Raw genomic sequence first — 21,843 nt, 5'->3', positions numbered from 1 at the left:
TAAATGAATCAGTTACCGCCTTATATACACTCTAATCAATCGCTTAATAATACTACTAACTAAAAGACTCAACACCCAAAATATGTTGATAAATATCGATAACCTGTGACACATTTTTATCAGCGATATCGGCATCGATTACACCTTTCAACTGCTGTAAGGTCAGTCGATGATTTTCATCTCTTAACCAACAATAGGTTTGAGTTAAATGTTGTGCTGTCATCATAGGTAAGATTTCTAGTTCTGCCAGAACTTGAAAAATGCGCACATTATCAGACCAGATTGCGAGCTCTTTGTACTCATTGGCATTCGCAAGCACCAAGTACTGAGCCATGAACTCAATATCAGCAATACCCCCGACACTTTGTTTTAAGTCAAACTTATCACTACTGACTTTGAGTAAGTGATCGCGCATTTTTACTCGCATATCTCTGACTAATTTTGCCAACTCAGGTAAATCTCGAGGTTGTGAAAGTACTGACGTTCTAATTTCGCTAAAGCGAGCGGCAAGCTGATTGTCACCATAAACAAAACGAGAACGCACCAGAGCTTGATGCTCCCAGTTCCACGCTTCTGTTTGTAAATATTCCTTAAATTGCTCTACTTCTGTTACCAATAATCCTGATGCGCCAGAAGGTCTAAGACGCATATCCACTTCATAGAGTTCACCTGACGTGGTTCGGGTTGCAAATAAATGCACAATTCGCTGTGCCAGTTTTAGATAAAAGTGGCCTACGCCAATCGGTCTTTTACCATCGGTCTCTCCGGTATTAAGGCTATTGCGCAAGAACACTAAATCTAAATCTGAACCATAACCTAATTCAATCCCGCCCAATTTACCGTAACCGATAATGGCAAAGCCCATTTTATCTGGACTGGTTCCCTCAGGAACGCCATGTCGAGCCGCCACTTGATGCCATGCTTGCAGCACAACTTGCTCAATTATCGCTTCAGCCAGAAAGGTAAGATGATCGCTGACCTCCATAACAGGTAAAACACCAGTGACATCGGCAGCGGCTATTTTTAGCTGCTGCGACAATTTAAACTGGCGTAATGCTTCCATTTGCATTTCCATGTCATCTTCTGGCACGCGCAGTAAATACTGTCTTAATTCACTTGGGTAATCGTCAACTGAGGTGGTGTCATAAAGTTGCGATGGGTCAATAAGCTCATCTAGCAACATCGGAAAGTTAGCTAACTCTTGCGCAATCCAAGGACTTGCACAACATAAACTAATTAATTGTTGGCGTGCACCTGGGTTTTCACATAAAAGTTCGAGATAAGTTGTTCGCGTTAAAATTTGCTCTAATACACCAGATACTGCTTTTAATGCCACGCTTGGAACTGGCTGTTCAAGTAATTCAGACAATAACCTTGGCATGAGCTTTTCGAGGGTTTCACGTCCTCTAGGGCCAATTGACCGTTTAGTGGTAGTTGAGCGCCACTCGATTAATGTCGGCCAGAAATTCATATCATCAACTAAATGCTCATCCAATAATGCCGCTGCGTTGTCAGGATCTTCAATCACCCATAACTGGCTTGTCCAATGCTCGCTTTGATCATACTCATCTTCACCGCCCACAGTTTCTTTAAAGTGACTATGAATACGAGCCATAGCATTCGAAATGTTAGCTCTTAGTTCCTCTTCATTCTCTATTCCCATGGCAATACACAACCTTTGCCAATCAGCTGAGTTGTCTGGCAATGTTTGCGTCTGTTTGTCATCAATGGCTTGCAGCAGGTTTTCAACGCGGCGTAATAAAATGTAGCTGTGCTTTAGTTCATCAACAGCAAGGTATTCAAGTTGTCCAAGATTATACAAAGTATCAATCGCACCAAACAAACTTTGCTGGCGCAGCGAAGGCTCTCGCCCTCCTCGTATTAGCTGAAAGCTTTGTACCACAAACTCAACCTCGCGAATGCCACCAGCACCAAGCTTAATGTTATCGGTCAATTGTCGGCGACGGACTTCTTGGGCAATCAATTGCTTCATTTTCCTTAATGAATCAATCGCTGAGAAATCAATATACCTGCGATAAACAAAAGGCCTTAATAAGTCATGTAGATCATCACTGAACTGTGTCCATGGCCCAAGCACCCGAGCTTTGACCATGGCATAACGCTCCCAGTCTCGGCCTTGTTCTTGATAATAATCTTCAAGACCGCTGAAGCTAACCACAAGCGGTCCGCTTTCTCCGTAAGGACGAAGGCGCATATCAACCCGAAATACAAAACCATCAACGGTAACTTGATCGAGCAAGTTAACTAAACGTTGCCCCATTCTGATAAAAAACTGCTGATTAGCTTGTGCGCGTCGACCACCAATAGTTTCGCCATGTTCTGGGAAAGTAAAAATTAAATCGATATCTGATGAAAAGTTAAGTTCACGGCCACCTAGTTTGCCCATGCCTAAAATAAGTAAAGGTTGCGGATTACCTTCTTCGTCTGATGGCGTACCTAATTGTTGGCACATTTCTGCATATAGCCAATCTCGAGCAGCTATAACTAACGCTTCAGCAAGGGCAGATAAATCTAATAATGAGGATTCAACATCGGAGTAATTAGCAAAATCACGCCAAGCTAAACGGACCATTTGTAAGTTACGATATTGACGTAAAACTGTTTTTACTGCGTCTTCAGAGCTGATTGCAGATAATTCAGCGCTTAATTCTGTAACGAAACTTTGTCTATCGACATCATTTAGTAAGCCATTAAACAATCTTTCAATCCATTGTGGATTTCGACATAGCTGCTCGCCAATGTAATCACTCAATCCAAAGACTGACTTTAACTTCTGCTGTTGATCTTGGTTTAGCTTGGCCGTGATCTCAGGACACTCATCAGATAGTCTTAACCAGTAACGTTCTGCAATGTCAGATAATTCGGCAGATAAGGCGTAGTTACTCAGGTTTTGCATTTTTATTCGATCCCTTCAGCAATTTACACACAGCGTAACACTTTATAATCGACATAATATGTCAAAATGTGCTATACCATTCATAACAAAAGTTTAATGTAAGTCTTAATTGAATATGCCATTAAGATTACTATAACCTGTATAGTAGTTATACCTAACCGTATAAATATTTGGTCTTTATTGAACACATATTTATGCGGTTTGTTATTATATTTATAGATGAATTTCTTACCATTTGGAGAAAACATGGCTGGCATGCTTCCCCGTGTCCTCGCAGTATTTTCAACGATAATATTGTGCTTAACATTAACAGGCTGTGGCGATGACAGGCCTGAAAAAATTGCTCAGTATCAGCAACTATCTCAACAACGTCTGAGTCAGTTAAGCTCGATGCTCAACGCCGGTGAATTACGTAACGCAACTTTGCTGAACCAATACGCTAATTTACTAAAACAAAGCAAACCTGATTTAGTACCGCTTTTAGATGAGTTGGCTAAAGATGCTGGCACTTCAGGACCTATGTTTCAGTCTTTACAAAGACGTGTGAGTGAACTTTCAAGTTCAGCTAACTTTGTCGATTTAGATCAACAGCTCGATGAAGCGCAGAACATTTACCACGCAGCAGATCCTAGTCTCTACAACGATATGCTTTCTGATCCAGTCAATGTGGTAGCCGATTTATCAGCAGGACAATTAGCCCGAGTTAACTCTATCAGTCGTGAAGCTGCAGCATTAGCTAATGGTAACGAAGACTTTGGCGCAGGTAGCCAACTAGTGGGTAACCCGTCGTACGGCAACTGGCAAACTAACTCCAGTGGCATGTCTTTTTGGGCTTGGTATGGCATGTACTCGATGTTTTCTAACGTGATGAATCCAGTTCGTTACGATCGCTGGTCAAATAATCGTGGTTACAGTTACTACAATGACGTTGGCCGTTCACGATACACGTCACCAAAACAAGCCACAGCGCAAAACCGTACCTATGAGAACACCAAGAAAGCCTTTAATTCTCAAGGTCGACAGTTTAACAGTCCCTATGCGAAATCTCGTACAGGTTCTACCGGTTTATCGAGACAGAGTACTTCTACGCCTAAAGCCAGCACAACGGGTACTAGAAGTGCAAGCTCAAGTAAGTTCCGTTCGACCTATTCTAAAGACAGCAGTTTCCGTAATTCATCAAGCCGCACTACTCGCGGTGTACGCCGAGGCAAATAAGGAAAAATCATGACATTTTTAACTGACTTCGGGCTCACCCTAGATCTCGCTATCATTTTAGCAATCGATATTACTATCGCCGTCATTCTGTTAGCGCTTATGCGTTACTTGCAAGGTTGGAGCGTAAGAGTAAATAGCCGAGAAGAATTAGCAGAAAGAGATAATTTCGCCTTTGGTGTCAGCACTGCTGGCGCAGTTTTAGCGTTAGGCATTGTCCTCAGCGGTGCAATTACTGGGGAAGCAGCTAACTCCTATGTAATGGAAGCCATAGGGATGACAATTTATGGTGTATTTGGTTTAGTACTGATTAAATTTGGCCGATTCTTACATGATAAAGTCGCACTTAATGAAATCGATAAAAACGACCAAATTATTAACGGCAACATCTCCGTTGCCATTGTCGACGCAGCTGCAGCTATCGCCACAGCCATTATCATCCGCTCAGTGTTAATGTGGGCTGAAGATATTACTATCGATACCTTTATTGCAATTTTCACAGCCTTTTTAATCTCGCAACTTATGTTAGTGGTATTAACTCGATTCCGTGAGCACCAATATGCTAAACGTAATCAAGGTGACTCAATGCAAAAAGCATTAGAGCAAGGGCAAGTGGCTATCGCTATTCGTCATAGTGGATATATGATTGCCATGGCATTTACCTTCAATGCTGCGAGTCATTTCATTATTTTTGATCCTACGGCTTACATGGTTAATATCATCGGCTGGTTAACCTTTTCAATCATCATGTTAATTGCCCTTTCAGTACTGTTAGCAATCGTGAAAAAGTTAGTGTTAGCACAAATTAATTTAACTGAAGAAGTTGAAAAACAGCATAACGTTGGGGTTGCAGCTGTTGAGCTTGCTATCAGTATTGCTATTGCACTTATTCTTGCGGCATTAATGGCGTAAATTGATGAATAATACTTTGCTTGAAAATGGCCAAGAGGGCAGCAACAAGCAAAGCAGCCCTTCTAAACGCAGCTTAGCTTGGTTCGACGACGCCCTTTTATTGGGCATCATGGCACTCCTTGCTGGCTGCGGTCTTATCTACGAATACCTTTTATCCCATTACGCAGGCCGTATCTTAGGCGCGCTTGAAGCCGCAATTTATACCATGATAGGTATAATGATTGTGTCGATGGGCATAGGCGCCTTTGCCGCTCGCAAAATACGCTGCGCGTTTACCGGTTTTGCGTTACTTGAACTCACCGTGGCTTTTTGTGGGTCATTAGCCATTTTAATTACCGCAGCTGTTATTGGCTTTGGTCAACAACTTCCGCTAATTATTGCCAACACATTAGGCCTGCCACCCGATCATATGCCTGATGGCGGCTTTATTGGCACCTTACAAAACTTAAGTGAATACTTACCTTATGTCTGGGGTGTTATTTTAGGCTTGATGATCGGTATGGAAATTCCGCTCATTGCTCGCGTACGCCAGTCATTGTCTGAAGAACATTTACTGCATAACGCAGGTACTATTTATGGCGCAGATTATATTGGCGCAGGTGCTGGCGCAGCGATCTGGGTATTGTTCATGCTGTCGCTGGATATCCAATTAGCTGCAGCGTTAACTGCTAGCGTTAACTTATTGGCAGGGTTTGTTTTTATATGGCGTTTTTGGCAACAAATTCGTTGGGCTAAATTGATTCTTATTGGTCACTTTGTTGCCAGTGGTGTACTGATGCTATTGGCAATGCACGGCCCGAGTTGGGAACAAAACTTTAATAACCTGCTTTATAAAGACAAAGTGGTTTATTCAGAAGCCACACGTTTTCAGCAACTGACCTTTACCGAAAGGTTACGTGGCAGCGGTCAAGCGCCTGTTTATTCATTATATATTAATGGTCGTTTACAGTTTTCCAGTATTGATGAACATATCTATCATAGCTTCTTAGTACACCCAACTATGGCAGCAAGCGCGAGACAAGATAATGTATTGATTATTGGTGGCGGTGATGGACTTGGTTTAAAGCAAGTTTTCAAGTGGCAACCAAAGTCAGTCACCTTGATGGACTTAGATGAAAAGCTAGTTGATTTATTTCGCGAGCCACACATCAATATGCCAACGTATGTGAGTAACGCCATGCTCGAATTAAATGGCGATGCGCTTAACGATCCTCGAGTAAACCTAGTTTATGACGATGCATTTAACGGTGTCGATAAGCTCATTAAAGATAATCAAAAATTTGATGTCATTATTGTCGATCTCCCCGATCCGAGTCACCCCGACTTAAATAAACTCTATTCTGATTTATTTTATCGAAAGTTAGCAGAGTTATTGAGCGCTGATGGTGCAATGACGGTGCAATCAACCTCACCTTATCATGCGCAACAAGCTTTTATCTCAGTAGGTAAAACCATTGAGTCAGCGGGTTTTGCTGTGCAGCAATATCATCATAATGTTCCAAGCTTTGGTGAATGGGGCTGGACAATAGCGACCCGTTCAGGACAAGACGCCAAATCACGCCTTGCCCATGGTCAACCATTACCAATCGATGAGGATTGGCTAACCCCAGGACTGATACAAGGCTCATTTGAGTTCCCGGGGAATTTTTACGATGGCAAAGATGATATCGAAATTAATAGAATTGGATCATTGCAGCTTTACCATTATCACTTAGCGTCCTGGTCAGAGAATCAAGGGATGAATCTTTTTTAATCTACCAAAAATAGCCTTGACATAATATGTCTAAGTGCTATCTTTGAAACCTAAGACATAATATGTCAACAAGGACAAATATGAATATCCATAAGATTGCTAACCACTTAACTGAACTCGGCGACGAAAGTCATACCGGTTTAAAGTTTGATTGTTTCCCAATTGACGGCGATGTCGAAGTATTACAAGTCAACGTTGCTGGTCGTGAAGAACTACCCGTATTCGTGTCTGTAACTGATAATCAAATTTTATGCATCAGTTACTTATGGGATGAGAGCGAAGTGAAAGAAGAGACTCGCACCCAAATGTTTGAAACCATGCTAGAACTGAATATCCCTATGCCACTTTCATCGTTCGCAAAGATAGACGATAAATACGTGGTTTACGGTGCACTATCAGTAACCTCGAGCATGGAAGAGATTGAACAGGAATTATCAGTATTGTCTGATAACTGTTTAGAAGTCATCGACGAACTTGTCGAATTTTTGAAGTAAGGAGCCATATTATGGGCATTTTAAATAAAATTTTAACGGCGTTTCGTGGTGGTGCTAACGAAGTTGGCCAAAACATTGTCGATGCAAACTCAACCCGTATTTTTGAACAAGAAATCCGTGATGCAGAAAAGCACTTAACCAAAGCTAAGCGCGAACTTACTGACGTAATGGCAAAAGAAATGCAAGCTAGCCGCGAAGTTGATCGTCTAAAGCGCAGCATTACTGAACACGAAGGTTATGCAACTCAAGCACTTGAAAAAGACAATGAAGCTTTAGCTATCGAAGTGGCAGAGAAAATTGCGCAGCTTGATCAAGAACTCGCTGACCAAGAAACCGCTAACGCGAGCTTCTCTGCTCACGCGTTACGCTTGAAAGACTTAGTTAAGAAAACTGAACGTCAGTTAACTGATTATCAGCGTCAACTAAGTATGGTAAAGACCACTGAAAGTGTTCAAAAAGCTACTGCAACTATCACTGACTCTTTCGCTTCGAGCAATTCAAAGTTGATGAATGCTAAAGACTCTTTAGAGCGTATTAAAGCACGTCAGCAATCATTTGATGATCGCTTACAAGCCTCTGAAGCATTAGCTGAAGAAAACAGCGATAAGTCACTGCATGCTAAATTAGCTGAAGCTGGCATCGGTGAGCAAAAATCGAGTGCTAACGCAGTACTTGAACGCCTTAAAGCGAAAAAAGGTTAATTAAGTTATGGGATTTCTAAGTGGCCTTTTCGGCAAGAAAGAAGCCCCAAAACGTCAGCTTGATCATGTGAATAAACTACTCAAGGGAGATATGATCTCCCTTGATGATAGCTTTGCTTTACCTGAGCAACTGCGTGGGCAGCAACTTAAAGTTGAAGAAGTACATACCTACGAGTATGAACGTTCTCAGCAATGTGAGTGGTTACTTAGAGGCCATAGTGGAACTGCTATTTACCTCTCATATCATCAAGAAGATGAGGCGTATTTAAGTTTTTCAATCAAGGTCAATCGAGCCGTTGTAGAACAGCTGTTTGACTTAGACCAGTTCGGTCAAATTTTTGAAGAGCCCGGCAATGCAGAGCTCACTACCCTTTCATTATCAAATGAATTAGATAGCGAATACGGGCGTTGGCTTGCTAGCGCATATCATCAAGTTGAGTTTGGCTGTTTTGGCTACTTCCACCGTGAAGATTATCGCGGTCAAAAACCGCCTCAAGATGATAGCAGTCAACACCGTGGAAATGCTTTTGAAAGCTATTCATTGGTCAATAATGAAGAATCCCAAGCCGTCGATATTGAGGTTTACGAAGGTGGCGATACAGATGTGATGTTGACACTTTATCGTCCAGTGACTGATATTCGCGAGTTTTGGCCTGCGAGTTAACATTCGCAAAATAAGGAGTAACACCTGTCATGAGTAAAGGTAAAAAATTACCAGATACATGGATTAAAAATCAGCAAGCAGCAAAAGCGACCCAAGTAGCTTTTGATCTCGATGAAAAGTTTCAATACTCAATTCGAAAAGCAGCGCTTGATGCAGGTGTTAGCCCTTCTGATCAAATTCGTTCAATCTTAGGTTTAGAAGTGACTAAACGCCCTAAACGACCAAGATTGACAGTATCGTTAAGCCAAGATGATTACTCCATTTTAGCTAAACGATATGGACTAGAATCTGATGCTCAACTTGAAATAAAAAAGCGCGTATTAGATGATTTAGTCCAATTTGTTGATGTGTAACTGCTTGGTGCCTAGTTTACAGAAGTCTGGTTTGCTGATGCTTAGTTACTGATGCCTAGTTTGTTAGTCATCGATTACAATCGCTACTGAATTAATTTCACATAGTTATCTATCGAACATTAAACACGCTTTCAAGCGTGTTTTTTTATGCCCTGAGATTGTGTCACCAGAGCTACATTGATAGCATCATTGCAAAGAATTTTGTAAAAATGGATTTTAAAATGATTGATAAAAAACGCTGGTCACTTAAAAGCTTAAATGGCCCTAGCCCATTTGATTTAGCCATGATGGTGTTATCTCTGTTTTCAGTCATCGTGGTGTTAATCTTGACCTTTGGCAAGGTTGATGCTGAAACTAGGCGCTTACTGCTCTTTATTGATCTCAGTATATGTATCATTTTCATGTCGCGATTTTTCTATGGTTTAGTTAAGGCCAGCAATAAGAAGTTTTACCTACGACATCATTGGATTGATTTTGTTGCCAGTATTCCAGCTATTGAAGCACTGCGTATCGCTAGGGTTTTCCAAATTCTTAGAGTCATAAGGCTGATAAGAGTCAGTCGCACTTTGATTATTCCATTAATAAAACAACGTAAGCAGACCACCTTAGCCAGTTTGCTACTTGCGATGGTGTTTATATTGACCACTGCTTCCATTGTGATTTTATTAGTGGAAGCTGGAGTTGATGGAGCCAATATCGAAACAGCAGAACAAGCCATATGGTGGACTCTAGTGACTATTTCAACTGTGGGTTATGGTGATTACTATCCGGTTAGCACAGTAGGACATGTCATTGGCGCACTTGTGATTATGAGTGGTGTGAGCTTTTTTGGTGTAATTTCAGGTTACATGGCTTCGGTTTTTGTTGCCCCTGATGAAAGCGAGCGCAGTGAGAATAATAAAAAAGAAATCAAATTTGAACTTGAAAAAGTAATTTTACGCATGGAGCAAAACCAAGTTCAAATGGAAAGAAACCAGCAGCAGATGCTTGAAGAAATTACACGCCTACGTAAAGAAATCAATGATAAATAGCTGACATAAAAAAACCTATCAAATTGATAGGTTTTTCTATTCACAACAATTTAGCATGTCATTGTCTTGCTAACTTAGTAATAAATTTAGCTAGCAACTGCGCTTATCATTACCAATACGGTTGATTATTAAGCGCACTTTTACGTGAATGTTCCATCGCAAATAATAAACTTTGCTCTTTATCCTCTAGCCAGCCAGAAATATCCACCTCACTATCTTGGGTCAATTTAGCCAATAGTTGATAACAACCTAAGGTTTGGATCCCTAACGCTAAGTCTTGCCAAGGTGCACGAAACGCTTCTCTATCTTCTTCTTGATAAAGTTCACCATAAGCAAAACCAACCAAAATACTCTCATCTAACGCTTGAGCCACTTTTTGATAATCTAAACTATCCATCGCGGCGCTGACTGGCATTACATCGACAATTCTTTGCCATGAATCTTGTTGTAAATGATTAGCAAACAAACCAAGCTCTGGGTAATCGACCAGTTGATGACCACCATTAGTCGTTTTTAACAATAAATCCACTAACGATAATTGCAGTTGCCCGTATTCTGGCACTTGCCAAAGTTGTGCAAGTTTATGAGTTGAAACTAACTCGGTGACACTTTTTAATACCAATTCAGTAATGACAGTTTTATTGACTCGCTTACCGAGGAGTTTTTTCTGTTCATCTAAAATTAGACTCAAACTCTGTAAAGGCTCAATGAACTGCATTTGCTGTTCTATTAATTCAAAATATTGCAGTACTTGTTTACTAAGCAAACCAAACTGACTCAAGGTCAATCTCAATAACCTGACACACGCTCGAAGTTGCATCCAAAGTTTAGCTTGGTGCGGTATATCTTGTGTTTCCAGCAATAAAGATTCAATGACCTGCCAACGCTCGATACCGGTTTCAAGTAAAACCTTAAGGGTTTTCGATAAACTCTTGTCTGCCGGCAGGCAAATATAGTCAATTTTTTCTAGTGGTGCTGAGTGTTGATGGCCCGATAACTGATATCCTCGTTGAGCTTTACTGGCCTTACCTAAGCGAACAGGGATAGCTCGAGCAACTTCAATGGCCAAATGTAATAAGGCTGAGGCTTCCCCTGCAAGTAGTTCAAACTCAATTTCACAAATCGGTTCAGTCTGGCCGTTAGCAATCACATCCCCCAAATCAAAAGCGACCTCTACTAAGCTGCCTTCGATATAAATATGCCAAGCCTGACGGGTAAAATTAGTTTCAAAAACACAGTGTAAGTCATCTTGTAGCGCATCAACATCGGCCTCATTTGGCCAGATTTCTTTAGGAAATAAATCAAGTGACGGAGTATTCTGTTCGATAGCAATATTGTATTCAGGACGAGTGTGAATGCCACCTATTACCGAGCCTGCTGTTTTAATGGTTTGTTCAGTGAAGTTTTCGCTATTTCTGACCCGTAAACCCATTTTCCAACGACGAAATTGTAATGTGGCAGTATCAAAATATTTATTTGATAAATGACGGGTTTCTTGTGGTGTCGATTCACTCATCCCACTGAGTAAACTTACTAATAAATCATGATGTTGCGACTGCATAAACAGCTTAAGTTCTATCTCAGCGTCCATTGACTTCTTACTCACCTTGTCATTAAATCTTCATAAATGCGTCATGATAAGTTCATAATGTCACATTTCTGTAATAAAAATCCCTTAGGATTGCGCAACTCAGTTCTATATACTGAGCGATAATAACTGTAGATTAAATTAAAAACACAGTTTCAATATGCGGACGCTTGAGGTAACATGCGCCCGTTTTTCCAACTTTGGAATCATTAAATAGGTTAACCGCAATGCCAGTAAACTCTATTTTAGGTGTGTTTGCAAAATCACCCCTTAAACCATTAGAACAGCATATAGATAAAGTACACGAATGTGCATCTTTACTAATTCCATTCTTTGAAGCTACAACTTCAGGTGATTGGGACGAAGCTGTGAATGTACGTAAGCAAATTAGCTTATTAGAAAATGACGCTGACGCGCTAAAGCGTGAAATTCGTCTTACCCTTCCTAGTGGGTTGTTTATGCCTGTAGAGCGTACTGACTTGCTTGAGTTATTAACTCAGCAAGACAAAATCGCCAACAAAGCTAAAGACATCTCAGGCCGAATTATTGGTCGCCAATTAGTTTTCCCTCAACCAGTTCAAGCACCGTTTAAAGCTTACCTCAAACGTTGTTTAGATGCTGTCTCTCTTGCTAAGCAAGCAATTAACGAACTCGATGACCTTCTAGAAACAGGTTTCCGTGGTCGTGAAGTCGAATTAGTCGCTAAGATGATCAATGAATTAGATCTGATTGAAGCTGATTCTGATGATCTGCAGATCCAAGTACGTCGTTTACTACTAAGCTTGGAAGCAGATTTGAATCCTGTCGATGTAATGTTTATGTACAAAATCATCGAATGGGTTGGAGGCTTAGCTGATTTAGCTGAGCGTGTAGGCTCTCGCCTTGAGTTAATGTTAGCTCGTAGTTCATAACTAAAAAAGTTATCAAGGAAACAACATGGTTGATGTATTAGTCACCAATGGTCCAATGCTAATTGGTATTGCGGCTGTATTTGGATTTCTGATGGCATGGGGTATTGGCGCAAATGACGTTGCTAATGCTATGGGAACCTCAGTAGGTTCCAACGCTATCACAATCAAACAAGCAATTATTATTGCAATGATCTTCGAGTTTGCCGGTGCTTATTTAGCAGGTGGTGAAGTCACAAGTACCATTCGTAAAGGTATTATCGATGCAAGCTTCTTCGTCGACTCACCTGAACTATTGGTATATGGCATGATCGGCGCTTTATTAGCCGCGGGTTTGTGGTTAATCGCAGCGTCGGCTTTAGGCTGGCCTGTATCTACAACTCACTCCATCATTGGCGCCATCGTTGGTTTCGCTGCTGTAGGTGTGGGTACGGAAGCTGTCGAATGGGGTAAAGTTGTTGGCATTATCGGCTCATGGGTGGTAACACCTGCGATTTCCGGCTTCATTGCTTTCATGCTATTCCAAAGTGTTCAAAAGTTAATTTTCAACACAGATGACCCTTTAGCTAATGCTAAGCGTTATGTACCTTTTTACATGGGGCTTGCGGGCTTTATCATGTCGCTTGTGACTATCACAAAAGGGCTTAAGCACGTTGGTCTTCACTTCTCAACCGTTGAAGCATACGGCTTAGCACTTGCTGTTGCTATTGGTGTCGGGATATTCGGTAAAGTGGCAATTGGTCGCTTGAACATGCCAACCAATGTTAACCGCCAAGCAGAATATGCCAACGTTGAAAAAGTATTTGCTATCTTAATGGTCGTAACCGCTTGTTGTATGGCGTTCGCTCACGGTTCAAATGACGTTGCCAACGCAATTGGCCCATTAGCAGCAGTTGTTTCTGTTGTTAACAGTGGCGGTGAAATTGAATCTAAAGCAGCATTAGCTTGGTGGATCCTTCCTTTAGGTGCTGTTGGTATCGTAATGGGACTAGCTATCTTTGGTAAGCGTGTAATGCAAACCATTGGTAAAAACATTACGCACCTAACACCAAGTCGCGGTTTTGCTGCAGAATTAGCCGCAGCGTCTACTGTTGTTATTGCTTCTGGTACAGGTCTTCCTATCTCAACAACACAAACGCTTGTTGGTGCTGTTTTAGGTGTGGGAATGGCGCGTGGTATCGCAGCGATTAATATCGGTGTAGTCCGTAATATTGTCATCTCTTGGGTTGTTACTCTCCCAGCAGGTGCTGCATTATCTATCTTGTTCTTCTTCACCATTAAAGGTGTATTTAGCTAAGATAGCGTATTGCTAAAATGCTTTAAAAGCCGGTCATGAAAATGCCCGGCTTTTTTGTATCTATCGATTAATCGCCAAGAGTTATTCTGTCTAACCTTATTTTTACCGCTTTTTTAGCTAAAAAATCACATTTACATCAGTAATCCCGCTTATTTAAATAAGACTTTGACGTTCTTCCTTGCAATCAAGTCGCTAAATAAATAGCATGACGGATAGTTCTAATGGTATGGAAAAATAACGTGTTCAGAATGCTTACAATAGTAGCCTTGCTACTTCTCTCTAAAGGTTTAATGGCTCAAACGCATTACATTACTGACGATGTGTTTATTTACATCCACGGTGGTCCAGGTACTCAGTATCGTATTTTAGGCAGCATTGAAGCCGGCCAAACAATTACGTTATTAAACGAGACTCAAAACGATTACAGTAAAATTCGTGATCATAAAGATCGTGAAGGTTGGGTAAAATCTGACTTGATTGAAACGGGATCAAGTTTACGAACTCGCTTACCTATTGTTGAAGCTGAACTAGTGCAGACCAAAGCCACCTTAGCGCAATTAGATCAAAGTTCAGAATCTGTTGCTCGTGAGCTGACATCGTCAAATAACCAAATATCTTCTTTGCAATCTGAGCTGGCAAAAGTCACGAATGAACGCGATACGGCTAATCAACAGCTGCAATCAATTAAAGACAATGCCCAATCAAAAATGTGGCAACAAGGTGCGTTAATTGCTGGTTTAGGGGCATTAATCGGCATTATCTTGGTTTACTTACCAAGACCACAGCGCAAGCAGAAAAGTCGCTGGATGTAATCTCTACAGATTTTTTCAAATTAAAAGCCAATGCAATGCATTGGCTTTTTTGTTTATCTGCTGGTTTCAAGCCTAACTTAAAGCTAAAAGCTTAAATAAAGCGGTTTCAAATGATCAATTTTCTACCTTATTACTACTCAATCGACCATGTCACTGACATCGATAACGGCAGTCATCTAAAAAATATTAAAACTGACTAGGTTACGGGCGGTTTGTTCTTAAGCACAACTTGCTCACTTTTCCAGCTTGCACAGCAAGTTTTAAACACCAATGTTAATTTAACAAAACAAAATATAGTGTACTTTGTAAAAGTTGGCTCAGAAGCAAAGAAGTCTAGACGTCTAGATTGACACTAATTTGCAGATCTCCTATGCTTGCCAGACCTTAAGAGAGCATCATAATACTACTTATTAATGCAGAGTTTGCTAAAGTAGTTGATTGCATCAAAAGACGCTTAACCCGATTTACTAAAATTAATAAGATTGAAATCAATAAGACTAAAAGAGAGACGACCTTGACGACACAAAACACCACCACGACGAGCCCAGCCTCCTTTATCGCTTTATTGCCGCTATTCGCCTTCCTAGCCCTATTTATTGGCGCTGGCGTATACTTCCAAAGCCAAGGCGTCGATTTTGCTTTCTATCAACTACCAAGTGTTATCGCTATTTTACCAGCGATCATCTTGGCCTTGCTTTTATCTAAGCAGAAATTAAACCAATCTATCGATACTTTTATTGCTGGTATCGGTCACAGCAACATCATCGCGATGTGTTTAATTTATTTACTTGCTGGTGCATTTGCTTCGGTCGCAAAAGCAACTGGCGGTGTTGATGCAACCGTTGCGTTGGGTCTATCAATGATCCCGTCAAGCATGTTGCTACCTGGCTTCTTCGTTATTGCAGCTTTCATTGCCACAGCTATGGGGACGTCAATGGGCACCATCGCTGCTGTGGCACCAATCGCATTAGGTGTAGCTGATCAAGCGCAAATTGACTATGCATTAATGGCTGGTGCTGTTATGTCTGGTGCATTATTCGGAGATAACCTATCAATTATTTCTGATACTACGATTGCAGCAACTCGCACCCAAGGCTGTGAAATGAAAGATAAGTTCCGTGAGAACTTAATTTTCGCCTTACCTGCATCCTTGATAACTTTGACCCTGTTTGCTTTTGCTGGCCAGGGGCAAGCTGAAGTTGCAGCACAAGAAATTGATATCATCAATGTAATCCCTTACTTAACAATTCTATTTTTAGCCGTTGCAGGTGTAAACGTATTCGTGGTGCTAACCGTAGGTATTTTACTGGCTGGTGCAACGGGTTTGTTTGTAGCTGATTACGGTGTGATCCAGTTTGGGCAGGATATTTATGCTGGTTTCACAAATATGCAAGAAATCTTCATCCTTTCAATGTTAGTTGGTGGCCTAGCCGCATTAATGCAGCAGCAAGGTGGATTAAAGTTTGTTAGCGAGAAAATTGAAGCGTTGATTAAACGTTTCTCTAAAGCCAAAGGTGGCACTTCAACTCGTGCAGCTGAATTAGGCATGGCGAGCATTGTTGCAGCAACCAATACCTGTGTGGCAAACAACACAGTATCGATTGTTGTTGCTGGTGACATTGCTAAAGATTTAGCCCAAAAGCATGGCGTAGAACCCAAACGTGCAGCAAGCGTTTTAGATATCTTTGCATGTATCGTACAAGGACTTATTCCTCATGGTGCACAGGCATTATTGATTGCTTCAACTTTTGCAATAAGCCCAATCGCTGCGATATCGAACGCTTGGTATTGCATGATATTAGCAGTTGTTGCCATCGCCATCGTTATTCTACGTAAACGTCACTAAGTAACGCGCTAGCACAAAATTTTACCCCATTATTAAGCCTGATATTGACGAGCAACATAGCAGTTAACATCAGGTTTTTACGTATTTCAGTTAATGAAATACGTAATATAATGATAATCTGTCCTTACGATTAGGTTAATAAAAATTGGTAATTCCTGCTCATGTCTCAGACTATTGAAGTAAATAAACATTACGACTTACATTTAATGATTATTTTCATGTCTTTAGCGACGGCGCTAATTAGCGGGCTAGGTATAGGTACTGCTTTAATTGCTGAAGTTTCTCGTTTAGGCGTCAGCCCTCTTAGCATCCGCGCTGATACTTTAGGTGATTACTTGACCTCGCCACTGGCCATTGTTTACAACATGGGCTTAGTCATTGGCGGGGCTTGTTTAATGCTATCAATGCTTGCACGGTATTTTGTGTTTGAAGATTTTTACAGCAGGACCATTACTATCACTGGTGCTATTTTGGGGGTATTGATCGTATTAATCGGCATTTTTCCGATTAACTTTCTCGAACAACATCGCTTCTTCTCTACTGGTTACCTCATTTGTACTTTCATGCTCCACAGTTTTTGTTTTATTGATTACTTCAGAAAAAATAGCTCTCTTACGACTTCTTTATTTGGCTTTAACATTGTTGGGCTTATTTTCTCAGTCGCATTGATGTACTTACTTAACTGGTCAACATTAGACTTTGATCCTTGTACTCACAAACTCAATGATATCTGCTGGGTATCGTTAGTGATGTGGGTACTGACCCAAGCCAATATTCTGTGGTGTGTTGTACTGGGGTTAAATATGAAAAAGATGATCAAAACCCAACAAAAGCAGCTTGCAACTCTAACATTGGCGAGCCAGTAACCTTGCCCGTCAAAATGCGTTTAGAGCAGTACCTCGCCCATTGTGGTGTCAGTTCAAGGCGCCAAGCACAGCGCCTCATTGCCGCTGGCCGAGTCAGCTTTAACGGCCAAGTCGCCACCGCATTAGACCGTGTGAGCGAATCAGCAGTTAGCCCCAACATTTTATTAGATGGTGCGCCAATTGCTCCGATTGAGAGTAAACAGTATTGGCTGTATAACAAACCTGTTGGTATTGATTGCCGCTTATTGCCCGACCTTCCTGCAAGTCTCATCCATATACTACCTCCTGCCCCAAGACTTTACCCTACAGGCAGGCTAGACAAGGATTCGCGAGGACTGTTATTACTCACCAATGATGGTGAGTTAACTCATAGATTAATGCATCCAGATTTTGGTCATGAAAAAGTCTACCTAGTGACTGTTGATCGCAACTTCACTGAAGATTTCATGACCCAAATGAGTCAAGGAGTGAGTTACCGTAATGTCACCACTAAGCCTTGTAAAGTCGTCGCAATAAGTGACAATCAATTTGAAATAACCCTAACTCAAGGGTTAAACAGACAAATCCGCAGAATGGCTAAAGCGTTGGGGTATAACGTGATTGATTTAGTCCGTTTGAGTATGATGAATTGCCAGTTATCAGATTTAGCAGAAACAAAAATGCGGCCCCTAGAGGCCGCAGAAATTTCAATGTTAAGGCACTTACTTAAACTCTAGGTGCCGCTTTCTTGAGTTTGTAAAATTATTTAACGATTTCCATCTCTTCAAGCAAGTTGTCAGCATTATCTAAATACTTCATTACCCACAACATATAACGGCTGTCTACTTGAATAGAACGGTTAGTTTCAGGATCGTAACCCCAATCACCAATAATACTCTCGTAAACACCATCAAATAGCAGACCGACAAGTTCAGCGCGTCCATTTAAGGTCGGTGAACCAGAGTTACCACCAGTTGTATCAAGGGTAGATAAAAAGTTAACCGGAACAGAATCAAGCGACTTCACATAGTAATCGCCGTATTGCTTTTGGTTGATCAATTCAAGTTGTTTAGCCGGTGCATCAAATGGATCTGCGCCAGTATCTTTTGCAACAATACCTTCTAAGCGTGTGAATGGTACTGCCACTAACCCATCTTGTGGGCTGTAGCCTTTCACATTACCCACAGTCACTCTTAGGCTAGAGTTTGCATCAGCGTATACAGGCTTATCTAATTCGCGGTTATAAGCGATAATAGCGTCCATGTATTGAGGGCGCACTTTCATCAAGTCACCAGCAAGTTGCTTTTTATCAAGCTCACGCTTCATTCTTTCATCATAAGTACTGACGGCATACTGAATGAATGGGTCCTTCGATTTTTTAAACTCTGCTACAGATTTGTCCATCCACGCTAAACGGGTTTCTTTATCCGATAATGTCGTTTTAGCGTACATTTTATCGAGGTTCTTGCTGAACTTAGCTTCATCAAACTTTTTACCAATAGCGAATGCTTTATCAAATGCTGGTAAACGCTGCTCAGTTGGCAACGCGGCATAGCGTTTGATTAAATCCGCAAGCATGGCTTTATCTACAGTAGCAGCATAACGACGTTCAATACGCTCCATACCAGAGGTAAAGTTAGTCATATCACGTTCTTGATAACCTGGTTCACGTTCCATATCAGGTAACGCTTTTTCGTTAGCAAGACGATATAAACGGCTCGCTGTGCTCATCATGGTGCTATAGCCCATGTAACTCAACAGTAAATCGCGTTCTTGATCTTGTTGACTCTTGGCAATCAACTTATCTAACTCAGCCAGTGTTTCACCATATTGTGACTGACGCTTTTTATCAGCTTTGATCCATTTGGCCAGTTTTTGCTCAAGACCTTTACGCTCTTCAAGCATTGGTGACTTGCCGTAAAACTCAATCATTGAGGTAAAGTTTTTAGCGTAGTTAGCTAAACCTGCAATCGAGCTTTCATATTTAATTCGCTCGTCACTGCCTTCTGGTGCAGTTTCTTTAATAATTTCAATTAAACGCTCGCGTAAAACCTTACCTTCTGGGTATGCCCATTCAAATTGGTTTTCTACTTCGTTTGCTGTGCGGTAACGGTTTGTACGACCAGGGTAGCCGGCAACCATAACAAAATCGCCATCGCTCACACCTTTAGCCGATACTTTTAGGAAGCTTTTTGGCTCGTAAGGTACATTGTCTTTACTGAAGTCAGCAGGTTTACCATCTTTACCAACATAAGCTCGGTAAAAAGAGAAGTCACCAGTATGACGTGGCCACATCCAGTTATCGATATCGCCACCATATTTACCCACACTACCCGCTGGGTTATAAGTTAAGCGTACGTCACGAATTTCCATTTGTTTAACTAAGTAATATTCAAGTCCGCCGTGAAAGCTGTAAACCTTACAGCGGTAACCGTCTTCGGCTTCACACTCAGCAACAAGCGCTTTCTCTTTTTGCTCAATCCCTTTATAAAAGTCGTTACCCACTTTATTCATTTCGCCTGATTTTACTTGCTCAGTCACATCCGTCACTTCTTCTGTCACAAAAATGCGAGAACCAGGTGTTGCCGGTAATTCATCAGCATAGGTTTTTGCTAAAAAACCGTCTTTTAATAAGTTATTCTCTGGCGTTGAGTTGTACTGGATTGAACCATAAGCACAATGATGGTTAGTAACGACTAAGCCCTTAGGTGAAACAAATGATGCGGTACACCCACCAAGGCTAATCACTGCATTCATAGGGTATTCAGTCAATTTAGAAATTGAATTAACATCAATTTCCAATCCTTTCGCTTTTAATTCATCAGCCATTGCAGGTAGCTGATAAGGCTGCCACATTCCTTCATCTGCTTGAGAGGCAAATGATGCCAATATTGCAGCGCTTAATAACCATGTTTTCATTGTAATAATTCCATTTTTTAAGTTAGTACACTTTGTGACTTATTATTCTTTTATGCCAATCACTAAAGTCTATTCCGGATAAAATTATTGCAAAACAATAACTTAAACCTAAACCAGGTTAAAACTCAGTATGTTTGACCCACAAAAAAGTCAGGCATATAGCCTGACTTTATCATATAGAAACAAATTAAAAATAGCGGTTGTAAAACTCCGTTACATTCTTATTGCTATCGTCTGACCTAAACTGTTCATTTATTGTGTCAATTTAGCCTAAAGCAACCATCAACTGAGCCAGAACAATTAATACACCCAGTAAACCTGTGATACCTAATGCGAGATTACCACCGCTAACTTGGTAGCCTTCCATTTGCGCTTTACGTTGCTTAAGTGCCATCGCTATCGGTAAAAATATAATCATCACAACTAATGGAATTGCGGCAAAACCAAGTACCTGGAAGAATCCGTCAGGGTAGTAAAGCGCACAAAGTAATGGTGGCACAAAGGTAATTAACCATGTTTTAGCTCGACCTGCGGTGTCATCTTTTGCTCGCGTAAGCTCTGCGACATAGTCGAATAAGCTCATAGTCACACCTAAAAATGACGTTACTAAGGCAAGGTTTGCAAATAAATCAATAAATTGACTGACAATAGCCGACTGAGCAACACCTTGTAGCGCAGTCACGAGCTCTGGTAATGAACCTGCAAATCCATGAACAGTCTCGCCACCTAATGTTCCTAGCGTCACAAGTATCCATAAGATGTAGCAAAATAGCGGAATTGTAGAACCAATCAATAAGATTTTTCGCAGTGACATCGCATCACCATCAAGGTAGCGCACAATAGTTGCAATACACACATGAAAACCAAATGAAGTAAACACTACAGGTATAGCGGCAAGCCATAACTGATCAAGCTTGTCACCTTCAGCAACATTGGCAGAAAAGTTAGTCAATGAAGCAACAATATTCACTTCAGGCAATAAGAAAGCTACCACTAACACCAACAAGACGATCATCGAAGTAAATAAAACTCGGGAAATTTTATCAATCCATTTCACGCCAACAGCAATTACGCCACCAAAAACGAGGGTAAACAATAGCACTGACACTTGGTTATTTAAGTCAACACCAAGCAGAGGCTCTAGACGGGATTCAAGTAATGAAGAACCGCCCATTAGATAAACCATAGTGAGTGCAAATAACAAGCTCAGAAAAGAAGCTCCCTGAATTAACTGACCCACTTTACCTAAGGTTTTACCGGTAATGCCGTGTACATTATCACCTACACCAGCACGTAAATTAATTTCTAGCATCAGTAATGAGGTATAGGCTGATAATCCCCAAATCACTACCAGCAATAAAATTGCCGGCATAATACCTAATGCTGCTGTAGCAAGGGGTAAAGCTAACATGCCCCCACCAATCGCAGTTCCAGCCACAATGGCTATTGAGCCAAGCATTTTTAAATTCAAAACATGAGTCCCATTTAATTTTATTTATTGGTCGTTATAGTACGCAGCTGAAGTCTTATTGATGATCCATACTACGAATTCGACAGTATCAGATGCTTCTTGTAACAAGCAATAGGTATA

Annotated in this window: 18 protein-coding genes; 14 read left to right on the top strand and 4 right to left on the bottom strand. The window is 41.0% G+C overall.

The window, feature by feature from the left end; translation table 11 throughout:
• Window positions 1–55: 55 nt before the first annotated feature.
• Window positions 56–2,917: a bifunctional [glutamate--ammonia ligase]-adenylyl-L-tyrosine phosphorylase/[glutamate--ammonia-ligase] adenylyltransferase gene (glnE, locus tag QPX86_RS04025; RefSeq protein WP_374758486.1), complete on the bottom strand. Its 2,862-nt coding sequence runs from the start codon at window positions 2,915–2,917 to the stop codon at window positions 56–58.
• A gap of 246 nt (window positions 2,918–3,163) precedes the next feature.
• Between glnE and QPX86_RS04020 the strand changes: the two genes are divergently transcribed.
• The 8 genes from QPX86_RS04020 to QPX86_RS03985 all read left to right on the top strand — a co-directional run bounded on the left by QPX86_RS04020 (window position 3,164) and on the right by QPX86_RS03985 (window position 10,037).
• A complete protein-coding gene (locus tag QPX86_RS04020; RefSeq protein ID WP_220753447.1) occupies window positions 3,164–4,132 on the top strand; it encodes a hypothetical protein in 969 nt (322 codons plus the stop codon).
• 9 nt (window positions 4,133–4,141) lie between these two features.
• On the top strand, window positions 4,142–5,041 hold the full coding sequence (locus QPX86_RS04015) for a DUF350 domain-containing protein (RefSeq protein WP_285164311.1): 900 nt from the start codon (window positions 4,142–4,144) through the stop codon (window positions 5,039–5,041).
• A 4-nt stretch (window positions 5,042–5,045) separates the two neighbouring features.
• The gene (locus tag QPX86_RS04010; RefSeq protein ID WP_285164309.1) at window positions 5,046–6,794 is read left to right on the top strand and encodes a polyamine aminopropyltransferase; all 1,749 of its coding nucleotides are present in this window, start codon (window positions 5,046–5,048) and stop codon (window positions 6,792–6,794) included.
• Window positions 6,795–6,874: 80 nt separating this feature from the next.
• Window positions 6,875–7,288 carry a YjfI family protein gene (locus tag QPX86_RS04005; protein ID WP_220753444.1) on the top strand — a complete coding sequence of 138 codons (414 nt, stop codon included), beginning with the start codon at window positions 6,875–6,877 and terminating at the stop codon, window positions 7,286–7,288.
• 11 nt (window positions 7,289–7,299) lie between these two features.
• The gene (locus tag QPX86_RS04000; RefSeq protein ID WP_220753443.1) at window positions 7,300–7,989 is read left to right on the top strand and encodes a PspA/IM30 family protein; all 690 of its coding nucleotides are present in this window, start codon (window positions 7,300–7,302) and stop codon (window positions 7,987–7,989) included.
• A 7-nt stretch (window positions 7,990–7,996) separates the two neighbouring features.
• On the top strand, window positions 7,997–8,653 hold the full coding sequence (locus QPX86_RS03995; protein ID WP_285164306.1) for a hypothetical protein: 657 nt from the start codon (window positions 7,997–7,999) through the stop codon (window positions 8,651–8,653).
• A gap of 29 nt (window positions 8,654–8,682) precedes the next feature.
• Window positions 8,683–9,006: a hypothetical protein gene (locus tag QPX86_RS03990; protein WP_220753441.1), complete on the top strand. Its 324-nt coding sequence runs from the start codon at window positions 8,683–8,685 to the stop codon at window positions 9,004–9,006.
• A 221-nt stretch (window positions 9,007–9,227) separates the two neighbouring features.
• Entirely contained in the window at window positions 9,228–10,037 is an 810-nt protein-coding gene (locus tag QPX86_RS03985) for an ion transporter (RefSeq protein ID WP_285164303.1), read from the top strand.
• 109 nt (window positions 10,038–10,146) lie between these two features.
• Here the strand turns inward: QPX86_RS03985 and QPX86_RS03980 are convergent, their stop codons facing one another.
• On the bottom strand, window positions 10,147–11,628 hold the full coding sequence (locus tag QPX86_RS03980) for a CYTH domain-containing protein (RefSeq protein WP_285164301.1): 1,482 nt from the start codon (window positions 11,626–11,628) through the stop codon (window positions 10,147–10,149).
• 224 nt (window positions 11,629–11,852) lie between these two features.
• Here QPX86_RS03980 and QPX86_RS03975 point away from each other — a divergent pair, with 224 nt between their 5' ends.
• From QPX86_RS03975 to QPX86_RS03950, 6 genes are all read left to right on the top strand, one after another.
• Complete coding sequence (locus QPX86_RS03975) at window positions 11,853–12,536, top strand: TIGR00153 family protein (protein WP_220753438.1); 684 nt, start codon at window positions 11,853–11,855, stop codon at window positions 12,534–12,536.
• Between the two features lie 25 nt (window positions 12,537–12,561).
• Window positions 12,562–13,830: an inorganic phosphate transporter gene (locus tag QPX86_RS03970; RefSeq protein ID WP_285164298.1), complete on the top strand. Its 1,269-nt coding sequence runs from the start codon at window positions 12,562–12,564 to the stop codon at window positions 13,828–13,830.
• Between the two features lie 248 nt (window positions 13,831–14,078).
• Window positions 14,079–14,642: a TIGR04211 family SH3 domain-containing protein gene (locus QPX86_RS03965; RefSeq protein ID WP_308443221.1), complete on the top strand. Its 564-nt coding sequence runs from the start codon at window positions 14,079–14,081 to the stop codon at window positions 14,640–14,642.
• Between the two features lie 487 nt (window positions 14,643–15,129).
• Window positions 15,130–16,488, top strand: a complete 1,359-nt coding sequence (locus QPX86_RS03960) for a Na+/H+ antiporter NhaC family protein (protein ID WP_299568716.1) — start codon at window positions 15,130–15,132, stop codon at window positions 16,486–16,488.
• A 161-nt stretch (window positions 16,489–16,649) separates the two neighbouring features.
• Window positions 16,650–17,354, top strand: coding sequence for a DUF998 domain-containing protein (locus QPX86_RS03955; protein WP_220753435.1), 705 nt, complete (start codon window positions 16,650–16,652; stop codon window positions 17,352–17,354).
• Window positions 17,355–17,368: 14 nt separating this feature from the next.
• Window positions 17,369–18,070: a pseudouridine synthase gene (locus tag QPX86_RS03950; RefSeq protein ID WP_285165133.1), complete on the top strand. Its 702-nt coding sequence runs from the start codon at window positions 17,369–17,371 to the stop codon at window positions 18,068–18,070.
• Between the two features lie 25 nt (window positions 18,071–18,095).
• On the opposite strand, the gene QPX86_RS03945 is transcribed toward QPX86_RS03950, so the two are convergent.
• Window positions 18,096–20,252 carry a S46 family peptidase gene (locus tag QPX86_RS03945; protein WP_285164293.1) on the bottom strand — a complete coding sequence of 719 codons (2,157 nt, stop codon included), beginning with the start codon at window positions 20,250–20,252 and terminating at the stop codon, window positions 18,096–18,098.
• 265 nt (window positions 20,253–20,517) lie between these two features.
• Window positions 20,518–21,723, bottom strand: a complete 1,206-nt coding sequence (locus tag QPX86_RS03940) for an amino acid permease (RefSeq protein WP_285164291.1) — start codon at window positions 21,721–21,723, stop codon at window positions 20,518–20,520.
• Between the last annotated feature and the right edge of the window lie 120 nt (window positions 21,724–21,843).

It is taken from the genome of Shewanella goraebulensis (assembly GCF_030252245.1).
Lineage (GTDB): Bacteria > Pseudomonadota > Gammaproteobacteria > Enterobacterales > Shewanellaceae > Shewanella > Shewanella goraebulensis.
Note: the sequence above shows the minus strand (reverse complement) of the source record. Positions and strands in the feature narration are given on the sequence as shown.